The following is a 9,073-nucleotide window of genomic DNA, read 5'->3' as shown; positions in this document are numbered from 1 at the left end:
TTGCAAGTATATGATCTCCATCAACTATATTTCCTTTTTCATCTACCGCAATAATTCTATCAGCATCTCCATCAAAACTCATGCCGATATCTGCACCTGTTTGTATTACAAGTTCTTTTATAAGGTTCGGATTTGTTGAACCGCAGCTTAAATTTATATTCTCTCCGTTTGGAGTATTATTTATCACATATACCTCGGCACCAAGTCTTCTCAAAACATGCTCTGCTATTTCACTTAACGCACCATTGCCCGTATCTATTGCTATTTTTTTACCCGTTAAATCAACATTTGAAATAGATACAAGGTAATCTTCATACTCCTTTTTTAAATTTAAACTGTATGTTACTGTGCCGACATCTCCATATGTTGCATTCTTGTAAATTTTAGTATCTGAAAATATTAACTCTTCTATTTGATTTTCAACAACATCAGGAAGCTTATACCCTTCGCTTGAAAAGAATTTTATTCCATTGTATTCAAACGGATTATGTGATGCGGAAATAACAACTCCCGCCAAATAATCACCTTTTCTTGTAAGATATGCAACAGCAGGTGTCGGTATCACTCCTGCAAGCTCAACATCAAGGCCTATTGACATAATCCCCGATATAAGTGCACTCTCAAGTAAATTTCCGGAAAGTCTCGTATCTCTGCCAACTAATATTTTACCTTTAGTATCCTTAGAAAGGATATATCCTGCAGCTCTTCCTACATTATATGCAAGTTCAGGTGTGAGTTCTAAATTTGCAACTCCTCTTATTCCATCAGTACCAAATAATTTTCCCAATTTTATCTCCCATATTTTTCTATTATTATTTTTTCTAATTCTTCTCTGTTATTTAAACTTGGATCATCTAAAACAACTTCTGTTATATATTCCAATATTTCTCCTATTATTTTACCCTCTTTAAAGCCTAATGTCATTATATCTCTACCATTAACAGCTAAAAATTTTTCTTTGGATGTACTCTCTTTTAAAAGTTCAGTAATTCTGTTTTTTCTATCAAGTAAAAATTTTGTATCCCTATTTGTCATAGTACAAAATCTATCTGCAATCATAAGTTCATAAAGCTCCAATATATTTTCCGCTCCAACTTTTCTAATCTGCCTACGCAGAGCTTTATCTGTCATATTATCATGAACCTTCATATGATATAAAATTAAAGTGGATACTTTTTTTATAGTGCTGTTGCTATATCTGTTTTCTCTTAAAATTTCCTCAGCCATTTTTGCTCCAAGTTCCGCATGTCCATAAAAATGTCCTATTCCATTTTTATCTACACTAAGTGTACTTGGTTTTGCTATATCATGAAATAATGCCGCAAGTCTAAGTTCAAAATTCTTTGGAACATTATCTACAACACATAACAAATGTTCAAAAAGCGTTTTATTATGATAAGGAGTTTTTTGATTATATCCTACAGTATTATAAAGTTTAGGATAAATTATATCAAGCACTTTTGTATCCGCCATAAGTTTAAGAGATTTTGACGGCATTTCACTAAGTAAAATCTTATTAAATTCAGATGCTATTCTCTCTTTTGAAATATTATTCAGCAAAGATCTATTTTTGATAATCGCATCTTTTAAATCACAATCAAGTTTAAAATCAAGTGTGCCTGCAAACCTGATTGCTCTTAAAATTCTAAGTGCATCTTCACAAATTCTATCATCTGCATTTCCTACCGTTCTTATTACTCTTGATTTTATATCACTGATTCCTGAATATAAATCTATAATATTCCCATTTCCATCCATCGCCATTGCATTTATTGTAAAATCTCTACGTTTTAAATCTTCTTCTATATTCTCGGTAAAAAATACCTCTGTGGGATATCTGTGATTTTCATAAATGCCTTCTTTTCTAAAAGTAGTAAGTTCTACAATATAGTCTTTATACTTTATAGTTATAGTCCCATACTTCTTACCAATAGAATAAAACAAATAATCCTCAAAAATTTCTTCTATCTCATATGGCTTTGCATCAGTCGCAATATCAAAATCAAATGGAATTCGATCCAATAGCATATCTCTAAGAGAACCTCCCACTATATATCCAAGATGCCCTCTCATATTTAATATATTCAATATTTCTAAAATTTCCGTTGGCATAGCATCACCCTATAGTCCAAATTATACCATACTACATTGTTTTGCTCTAACCAATTATTAATCTTTTGAATAATTTAATTAACTTTTCTATAATTTTCACATAATAAATCTATTTTAACAAGACATTTTATATAAATGTGTTATAATTATAATCAAATAGGAGGTCAATATGAACAAAAAATTTTTATTAATAATCATTTTATGCTTTAGTATTTTGCTGATCGGTTGTGGCAAAAATAAAAATACGGAAGCGGAAAAGCCGGAAACAAAAATTCAAACAAATAAATCTGCAAATGATAAAAATACCGCTGTCTCTAATGAACAAAAAAGTAAAAATGTAGAAGATGCAGATTCAGAAAACACTGACATTTTAGATGAACCTGTAGAAAACGAAACTCAAATCACAGGTCAAAATGTAAAGTTGAGCAGAGAAGTACTTAAAAATCTAATGGACAATTCGGACTATATTTCAAGAGTAAGAATTCAAGTAGGACAGGATAACACTACAGATGTAAGCTTCTTGGAAGATTACAAAGGTGATCTGTCAAGCGTAGTTATAGAACTTCCGAAAAATCTTCTACAAAATAGAGAATATATAATTTTTTATAGAGACAATGTAAACGGAAAGATTGAACCTGTAAGAGGAGCAGAATCATTTATTGAAGTTCAAAGCGGAAACGATGCAACATTAAATTACATTGAATCAATTTATCAAAAAAATGATATGCCCACTGTGAAAAATAATACTTCCTCTAACAAATAAATTACACAAAAATTAAAGGAGAAATTATGAAAAAATTTATAAATCTATTATTTGTCATTTTAATTCTAATAATCGGTACAAATGTATATGCAGCTAAACCTATTAAAATAGAATTAGACGGCAAAGAAATAAAGACAGATGTAATGCCATATATAAAAAACAGCCGTACCTTAGTTCCTCTTAGATTTATCTCTGAAGCACTAAATTACAAAGTGGATTGGAATGCAGAAAAAAGAGAAGTTACTGTTTCAAATAATATGACAACTATTGTGCTTACTATTGACAAAACAGAAGTACTCGTAAATGGAACTGCAAAAGAAAATGATGTTGCTCCCGAAATTACAAAGGACAGAACTTTCGTCCCTATAAGATTTATAGCTGAAAATCTCGGTGTTACAGTAGATTGGGATAAAGACAATTATATTGTAAAGCTTTCTTCAACTGATAAATACAAAAACTTGTCAGCAGATGAAAAAGAATATATTTCAAAAATAACTTCACTTTCTACAAAACTACAAACTAATTTTAACGAACTTAAAAAATACTACTTTGAGGATGCAAGCAAATATACTCCTCAAGAAATTGCAGTTAAGTATAACAGTTTAAAATCAGAAATCGAAAATTTAGCAGCAGAAATAAACTCCTTAAATGCTCCTAAAAAATTTACAAATTCTGACAGATTTTTAAAAGAAGCCGCAATACTTACTAAAGACATGGTAAATGAATTTACATCTGCATTATCTGACGGTAATAGCGACTCCGCCAAAAAAGTAATCGGCATTCAAACTAAACTTGCAATTAAACTTGCAGAGATTAAAAAGGCATTGGAAGCTGAATTGGAAGGAAAAATATATGAACCTGACAAAGATATAAAATCATTTAATGAAACTTCAAACTTGCTTGAAGACCAAACTATAAAAAATTTATTAAATAAAATATAGGATTACCTATTAAGGAGATGTGCATGAACAATTCAGTTGAAAATGTAAAATTAATTAAAGAAAGTATTTTGACAGTTGCCTATGATCTATTTTCAAAAAACGGATATACTAAAACAAATATAAATGAAATTGCTGCTATATGCGGTATTTCAAGAACTCCAATTTACTATCATTTTGGAAATAAAGAAAACTTACACAGAGCTGCACTTAAAATGCTCCTTAAAAAATATGATAAAAGAGTTGACATAGCTCTGTACAATAAATCTTCCATTGAAAATAGGATTGTTAAAATAATGGATCTTATATTCTTACACAATAAAGAACTTTTTCATCGGCAACAAGATATAATAAAATATGGTCCTAAGGAATCATATAATGAGTATGTAGACTTTTTAAAAAGACAAGCCGAAAAAATAAAAAGCTCTATTGAAATTGAAAGGGCAAATGAAGGAAAAAAACATGAAATGAATTCGGATGCTCTTTTAAAACTATTCCAGCTTCTATTCAACGGATTATTGCTTACTCTTCAAAATAATGTATTTGAATTTAACAAATCCGAATATGATGATGCAATTCTAATGTTTGTAAAATTAATAAACAGCTCTGTAAAATAACAGAGCTGTTTATTTTATTAGTTCATATTTTTTCTTGCTTGAGATAACATTAACTTAATTCGGTTAAATTGATTTACTTCTGATGCCGAAGCATCAAAATCTATCGGAACAATATTTGAATTAGGATATGTTTCTCTCACAGCCTTTATAACACCCTTGCCTGTTATATGATTAGGTAAACAGCCAAACGGTTGAACACATACTATATTCTCTACTCCCATCTCAATTAACTCAACCATTTCTCCTGTCAAAAGCCATCCTTCTCCATATTGATTTCCAAGATCAACATATTCTCTTGCATATTCCATAATCTCTTCGATTTTCTTAGGACAGTCAAAACGTGATTGTGCAAGTCTGTTTCTTATAACTTCCCTATATCTTTCAATAAACCATATCCCCATATTACAAAAAATTGATGAAAGTATCGGTTTAGAAAGCTCTTCATGCTTAATCTGTGCATTTTTGAATGAATACATTATAAAATCCGTTAAATCCGGAATTACAACCTCCGCTCCTTCATCCTCAAGTTTATCTACAATATAATTATTTGCAGCCGGCAAATATTTTACAAGTATCTCTCCGACTATTCCAACTTTCGGTTTTTTAATATCGTTCACATCAAGACTCTCAAACTCAGAAATTATATCATGTACATTTTTCTCAAACTTTTTTATAGAAAAGCTGTTGTTTGAATCAGAACATATACCAATCCATTTTATGCTTAATTGATTTGCCGAGCCTTTAATTTTTTCATAAGGTCTTGTAGCTTGAGTCAGCCTCATAATTAAATCTGCATAGAGCATCGAAACTATTAACTTTTGTAAAATCCTTATACCTTTTTTCTTACCTATTTCAAAACCGGGATGAGATTCTATTCCCTGAAAAGAAAGTGCCAGAACGGGAATATTTCCATATCCTGCATCATGCAGCGCTTTTCTTATAAATCCCACATAATTTGATGCACGACATGCTCCCCCTGTTTGTGATATTAATAGTGTCAAATTGTCTGTATCATACTTGCCGCTCTTCAATGCATCTATAAACTGACCTACTACAAAAATCGACGGATAACAAGCATCATTATTTACATACTTTAACCCCTCATTTACCACATGAAAATCTAAATCCTCAAGCACTTCTACATTATAACCTTCCGCCTGCATAACAGATGCAAAAACTTTAAAGTGAAGAGGTGCCATTTGAGGTAACAGTATAGTATGAGTTTTTGACATATCTTTAGTGTACAGAACAGGCTTTTCGTCAATGAGTATAGGTTTTTCAAAGTTCTTTCTCTTCTCTGTCGCTTCAAGCAATGATCTTATTCTTATCTTTATTGCTCCAAGATTGTTTACTTCATCAATTTTTAATACTGTATAAATTTTATGATAACCTTTTAAAATTTCATTCACTTGATCCGTTGTAACTGCATCTATTCCACACCCAAAAGAATTTAATTGTATCATTTCAAGATTTTTATGGGTCCCGACAAATTTTGCAGCCCTATATAATCTCGAATGATAATTCCACTGGTCAAGCACCCTAAGTCTTCCGTCTACATCCACAAGATTTGCTATACTATCTTCCGATATTACAGCAAGTCCCAATGAATTAATGAGTTCCGGTATTCCATGATTTATTTCAGGATCTATATGATATGGTCTTCCGGCAAGAATTATTCCCTTAATATTTCTAAGTTTAATTTCTTCCATTGCCCTAATGCCTTCAGCATGGACATCCATCTTGTACCTGTCAGACTCACTATATGCCCTTTTAACCGCTTCCTTTATATCACGCAACGGTATTGCTACAAAAATTTCTGAAAGTCTATTTTCAAGTTTTTTGCGATTGTCAAATGATATAAATGGATTTAAAAATTTTATATTTCTATCTTTCAAATTCTCTACATTATTTTTTATTACCTCACTATATCCTGCGACAACAGGACAATTTAAAGTATTATCTGCACTTTTATATTCCCTCTCTTCATAAAATACTGAAGGATAAAATATCATCTTAACATTCTTTGAAATTAAATTTTCTATATGTCCATGAACTATCTTAGCAGGATAGCATGCAGTTTCAGATGATATTGACTCAATTCCGGATTCATAGATTTCTCTTGATGATTTATCCGAAAGTACAACTCTATATCCGAGGCTTGTAAAAAAGGTATGCCAAAACGGGAAATTTTCATACATATTTAAAACACGCGGTATACCTACCGTTCCTCTGTATGCCTCGTCTTCACTTAAACTCTCATAACTGAACAATCTATTATATTTATATTTATATAAATTCGGAAGCTCTTCTTCATCTCTTTTTATTATTCCTGCTCCCTTTTCACATCTGTTACCCGTTATATATCTCTTACCGTTTGAAAAAATATTTACGGATAATCTACAGTTATTAGTGCACTGATGACAGTTGGTTGATATAGATTTATATGTGAATTTATCAAGTTCATCACTACTTATTATATTTGAAACCCCGGTTGACTTTTCCTTAGATATAAGAGCCATTCCAAGAGCTCCCATAAGACCTGCAATAGGTGACCTCGTTGCTTTTGTCCCGGTTATAATTTCAAATGCTCTTAACACTGCATCACTTAAAAAGGTACCGCCTTGTACTACAATATTATTTCCAAGCTCTTTGGGATCTCTCACCTTGATTACTTTTTGAATTGCATTTTTTACTACCGAAAATGCAAGTCCTGCTGAAATATCCTCAATACTTGCTCCTTCTTTTTGAGCTTGTTTAACATTTGAATTCATAAATACTGTACATCTGCTTCCAAGATCAACAGGTCTTCTTGATTTTAAAGCGGCATTTGAAAATTCACTCGGAGTCATATTTACAGTATGTGCAAAAGTTTCAAGAAAAGAACCGCATCCTGAAGAGCATGCTTCATTTAAAAGAATAGATTCAATAATTCCATTTGAAATTTTCATACTTTTCATATCCTGACCGCCAATATCCAATATGAAATCGACATTAGGATCAAAAAACTCCGCAGCTTTAAAATGTGCGATAGTTTCAACTTCTCCAAAATCCAAATTAAGTGCAGCCTTTAAAAAATCTTCTCCATATCCTGTGCACCCTGCTGAAGCTATATATGATTTTTCATTTTTTTCATCATATATTTTTTTCAACTGCTCAATAACTATTTCAAGTGGATTCCCTTTATTTGAACCGTAATGAGAATATAAAATTTCATTATTCTCAGAAATAAGTATCAGTTTTGAAGTAGTAGATCCCGAATCTATACCAAGATACATTTTTCCCTCATATTCTTTCAGTTCTGCTCTTGGCATATCTCTAGTCTTATGAGCTTCCCTAAACTCCAAAATCTCTTCATCATTTTTAAAGAGGGGCTCTAAAATAACCGAACTTTTTTCTTCAATTACATCATTAGAATTTACTTTGGAATATAGCTTTTTAAACGGAATGTCATCATCATTAAAACTTGAAATAGCCGCACCAAGTGCGACAAATATCTGAGAATTATCCGGTGATATTATAAAATCATCTTTAAGTTCAAGAGTTTTTACAAACCTATCCTTGAGCATAGGTAAAAAATGTAAAGGTCCTCCTAAAAAGGCAACTTTACCCCTTATAGGTCTTCCACATGCAAGATTTGATATGGTTTGATTTACAACTGATTGAAAAACCGATATAGCTATGTCGGATTTACTTGCACCTTGATTTATAAGAGCCTGTACATCCGTTTTTGCAAAAACTCCGCATCTTGATGCAATCGGATATAATTTACTATAATTGCCGGCAAGCTCATTAAGACCGGATGCATCAGTTTGAAGCAAGCTTGCCATCTGATCAATGAATGCACCTGTGCCTCCTGCACAAATTGAATTCATTCTCTGCTCGATACTTCCACGTAAATATGTTATCTTAGAATCTTCTCCGCCAAGTTCTATGGCAACATCAGTTTGAGGTATATATTTTTGAATCGCCTCAGTTCCTGCAACAACTTCTTGAATAAAATTTATGCCGAGTAATTTGTGAACTGACAAACCTCCTGATCCTGTAACCGAAACTGTAAGTATATCATCTTTAAACCTATCATAACACTCATTTATTACATCTCTTACAGTGTTTTTCACATCAGAAAAATGTCTTCTATACGTTGAATGTAAAATATTGTAATCATCATCTAAAATTACAAGCTTTACTGTTGTTGATCCAATATCAAGTCCCATGTGAATTTTCATTTTTTTGAAATGCTCCTTTCAATACAAGCATATACATATTCTAAATCTTATATTACATAATAATACTAAAATATGATATTTGTATGAAATTTTTATTTCTTTAAAGTATTAAATGCTTTATTAATTTTTTAACATTATTAAATTTTATCTAAAAATAGTGACTACTCACAGAATAAGCAATCACTATAACTATCACCTTGTAAAAATAATTCAAATATATAAAATTTTAACAGTATTTACACGATTAACATTGTCAACTATTCTTATAATACAAACACTTCAACAAAAATTTCATATTTATCTAAATTATAATATTGCAATTTTCATCATCTATATCATTAAATAATTTTTTTCAGATTTCATAATTATTTATTAAATATATAAAATAAATCACGCTTATAAACAAAAAAATGAAGC

5 protein-coding genes and 1 pseudogene are annotated in these 9,073 nt (G+C 31.0%); 3 read left to right on the top strand and 3 right to left on the bottom strand.

The features are described from left to right. Together HMPREF0629_RS02600 and HMPREF0629_RS02595 are read right to left on the bottom strand one after the other, a co-directional pair. Nucleotides 1-787 (bottom strand): annotated as a pseudogene (locus HMPREF0629_RS02600) (phosphoglucosamine mutase); the annotation flags it as partial. A gap of 2 nt (nt 788-789) precedes the next feature. After that, the gene (locus HMPREF0629_RS02595; RefSeq protein WP_009221821.1) at nt 790-2,112 is read right to left on the bottom strand and encodes a CCA tRNA nucleotidyltransferase; all 1,323 of its coding nucleotides are present in this window, start codon (nt 2,110-2,112) and stop codon (nt 790-792) included. Nucleotides 2,113-2,281: 169 nt separating this feature from the next. Between HMPREF0629_RS02595 and HMPREF0629_RS07640 the strand changes: the two genes are divergently transcribed. Genes HMPREF0629_RS07640 through HMPREF0629_RS02580 form a run of 3 tightly spaced genes read left to right on the top strand, consistent with a single transcriptional unit; the run spans nt 2,282 to nt 4,430 of the window. Then, a complete protein-coding gene (locus HMPREF0629_RS07640) occupies nt 2,282-2,875 on the top strand; it encodes a hypothetical protein (protein WP_009221820.1) in 594 nt (197 codons plus the stop codon). Between the two features lie 26 nt (nt 2,876-2,901). Continuing rightward, on the top strand, nt 2,902-3,816 hold the full coding sequence (locus HMPREF0629_RS02585) for a copper amine oxidase N-terminal domain-containing protein (protein ID WP_009221819.1): 915 nt from the start codon (nt 2,902-2,904) through the stop codon (nt 3,814-3,816). A gap of 23 nt (nt 3,817-3,839) precedes the next feature. Then, nucleotides 3,840-4,430 (top strand): TetR/AcrR family transcriptional regulator, encoded by a 591-nt coding sequence (locus HMPREF0629_RS02580; RefSeq protein ID WP_039856501.1) that lies wholly within the window; start codon nt 3,840-3,842, stop codon nt 4,428-4,430. 17 nt (nt 4,431-4,447) lie between these two features. On the opposite strand, the gene HMPREF0629_RS02575 is transcribed toward HMPREF0629_RS02580, so the two are convergent. Further along, entirely contained in the window at nt 4,448-8,656 is a 4,209-nt protein-coding gene (locus HMPREF0629_RS02575) for a 2-hydroxyacyl-CoA dehydratase (protein ID WP_009221817.1), read from the bottom strand. Between the last annotated feature and the right edge of the window lie 417 nt (nt 8,657-9,073).

The sequence above is a fragment of the Peptoniphilus sp. oral taxon 386 str. F0131 genome, from assembly GCF_000090945.1.
Taxonomy (GTDB): Bacteria; Bacillota; Clostridia; order Tissierellales; family Peptoniphilaceae; genus Anaerosphaera; species Anaerosphaera mikwangii.
The sequence above is the reverse complement of the archived record's forward strand: the minus strand, read 5'-3'. Positions and strand labels throughout refer to the sequence as shown.